2 protein-coding genes are annotated in these 2633 nt (G+C 72.2%); one reads left to right on the top strand and one right to left on the bottom strand.

Annotated features, from left to right (window positions below; all coding sequences use genetic code 11):
- The first annotated feature begins 104 nt into the window (after window positions 1-104).
- Window positions 105-773 carry a lytic transglycosylase domain-containing protein gene (locus VIB55_RS10300; RefSeq protein ID WP_331876573.1) on the top strand — a complete coding sequence of 223 codons (669 nt, stop codon included), beginning with the start codon at window positions 105-107 and terminating at the stop codon, window positions 771-773.
- Window positions 774-1153: 380 nt separating this feature from the next.
- On the opposite strand, the gene VIB55_RS10295 is transcribed toward VIB55_RS10300, so the two are convergent.
- The gene (locus VIB55_RS10295) at window positions 1154-2539 is read right to left on the bottom strand and encodes a hypothetical protein (RefSeq protein WP_331876572.1); all 1386 of its coding nucleotides are present in this window, start codon (window positions 2537-2539) and stop codon (window positions 1154-1156) included.
- Between the last annotated feature and the right edge of the window lie 94 nt (window positions 2540-2633).

The raw sequence follows: 2633 nt of genomic DNA, 5'->3' as shown, positions 1-2633 counted from the left end.
CAAACCTCGTACGCGGCGGATGACGGGTTGACGTGGAAGGCCGTGGCGTGCACGTTGTGCGGCTTGTTCATCCCCGGCTGAGCCGAAAACAAGGAGGAAACGACTTGAGCACGACAGCCGATCGAACGCGGCCACTCTCCGGCGCGCTGCGAGTTCCCGCGCTGGTGGCCGCCCTGGCACTGGCCGCCTGGGTCGCGCCCGCCCGCGCCCAGCACGCCGACAGCGCCACCGTGGCGCCCGCAAGTGCCGACGCCGCCGAGACCATCAACCGCGACTTCTGGCGCTGGGTGCGCGACCGCGCGCGGCAGGTGCGCGAAATGAGCGGCGGCCCGTTCGCGTTCGCCATGCAGTTCCGCATCTCGCCCCAGCTGGCACGCACCATCCACGACGCCGCCGAAAGCCAGGGGCTGGACCCGGAGCTGGGCTTTCGCCTGGTGCGGGCGGAAAGCGCGTTCAACCCCCGCGCGCGCAGCCACGCCGGCGCGCTGGGCTACACGCAGCTGATGCCCTCGACGGCGCGCTGGCTGGACCGGCGGATGACGACGCGCGAGCGCATCCTGGAGCCCGAGCCCAACCTGCGCGTCGGCTTTGGATACCTGCGGCGGCTGATCGACAAGTACGATGGCGACGTGCGCCTGGCGCTTCTGGCGTACAACCGCGGCGAAGGCGCCGTCGACCGGGACCTGCGCTCGGGCCGCAACCCGGAGAACGGGTACACACGGCGTGTCCTGGGCATGGGCCGGGACCGGTACCGGGGTCCGGGGCGGCGGTAGGTCGGGGGGGAGTGCGTGAGTGCGGGAGTGCGTTTAGTGCGTTAGTGCGGGGTTAACCCGGTCTCGGGTGGGGAGGCCTTGGCTCCGTCGGGCGAATGAATTCGCTGCAACAACCACACGAAGTCTGCCTTCGCAGACTGGCCTGCTTGGATGTGAGTTGAAGTTGGGGCGCGGCCGGGGCTTGGTGCAGTTCTCCCCCTCTCCCGCTTGCGGCCTTGCAGGACAGGGGGCCGGGGGGAGAGGGCAGCCGGGGACTGCGCCGGAACCATCGAATTGCCCCACACCCCGCGATCACCCTCCGCCTGCGCATCCACAGCCATCGAAGCGCGCGGCACTGGCTCCCTTTCCCCTGTGCCGTTCGCGGGAGAAGCGGCGTGGCCTCACATTGGCCGGCGCACTGGCTGTGAGTACTGCCGTTCGCGCGAACTCTCCGACACCAGCGCCGACATCCACGCCGCGATCACCGGGTCGTCGGGGAGCGCCAGCAGGTCTCGCGAGGTGCCCGTCGGCGGGCGGGGCGCGCCGCCCTGGGGGTCCAGCGTGCGCGCCACGCCGCGGCGGAGGAGCAGGTCGCATCCTTCGTCGATGCGGGCCAGGGCCGCGTCCGCATCCTCGGCGGCGGGGACGGGGCGGGGAATGCGGGCGCCGAACAGGCCATCGGCGATGGTGGCTTCCACGGCCATGGCGAGGGGCAGCCGCCCCGACGTGGCAAAGGCGCGCACGTCCGCCGTCAGCGCGCGCAGGTCGGCGGGATCGTCGGCCGCCACCAGCTCGGTGGAGAGCGCGAACACGTGCTCGTCTCCCAAAGGCAGCGCCCGGCCCATCACCACGCGTCCGGGAAGCGCCTCGCCGTTGGGGTCGCGGACCGCGATCTCCCGTCCGTTCGTCAGCGACCGCGCGAGCGCCGTCTCGTGGCCCGTGCTCCGGAATACGTGCCATGCGTCCGCGTCCGAATCCACCAGCGCGCGCGCCGCCCTCCGCCGCGCGGGCGTCCATCCCTCCGCGTCGGCAGAGGCCAACAGCGAGGCCAGGATCGGCTCGCCCAAGCCGAGGGTGCGGCGGTCGGCGAACACCCACTCCATCCGCCGCGTCACCGAGCGCTCCCCGCGCTCGCTCTCCAGGTCGGCATCGGCGGCCCAGCGCTCGCTGAACCAGTAGGACGCCTCCACTTCCAGCTCCAGCAGCTCGTCGTGCGAGGCCCACCCCTCCACGCCGTGCAGCACCCGCTCGGCCGTGCGTGCCAGCGCCTCGGCCGGGTGCAGGGCGCGTGTACCCAGCACCAACTCGTATTCCGGGTGCCCCAGCAGCATCAGCGCATGCTCGTGCCGTTCCAGCGCCGCCTCGCGCAGCCACTCGTCGGCCAGCGGCAGCGGGGGATCGTCGATGGAGGGAATCAGTTCGGCCGCGCTGGCGGGAATCATCCGCCGCACCCGGTCGATCAGCCGCTCCAGCTCTCGCGCGGACGCGGCCAGGCTCACGGCCGGCGCGGCATCGGCGGCCCCGAGCGCGTGCGCCACGATCTGGCGGGAAAGCGAGGCCGCGCCCCGTACGATGTGCTCCGACGGGTCTTCCCCGTCGGCTGCCAAGGTGCCCAGCGCTGCGCCGCCGGCCGCGGCGGCCAGCACGCGGACGGCGTACGCGGCGTCCGGGGCCAGGGCGATCAGCCGCGCCCCGGCGGGGAGCGCGCGCGTGGGCCTGGAAAGCACGGAGGCGGTCATCGGCACCTGGGCTTGCTGGTGGCTGGGCGACGTACGAATCGTCCACATCGCCGCGAATGCAACATCTTCGCCATCCGTTCGGGAAACGGTTGTCCTCGACAGAACGGCATGACGCATCACCCGCGCCACAAGATGCAGACAT

It is taken from the genome of Longimicrobium sp. (assembly GCF_036554565.1).
GTDB lineage: Bacteria > Gemmatimonadota > Gemmatimonadetes > Longimicrobiales > Longimicrobiaceae > Longimicrobium.
This window is presented reverse-complemented; position numbering and strand designations above follow the sequence as displayed.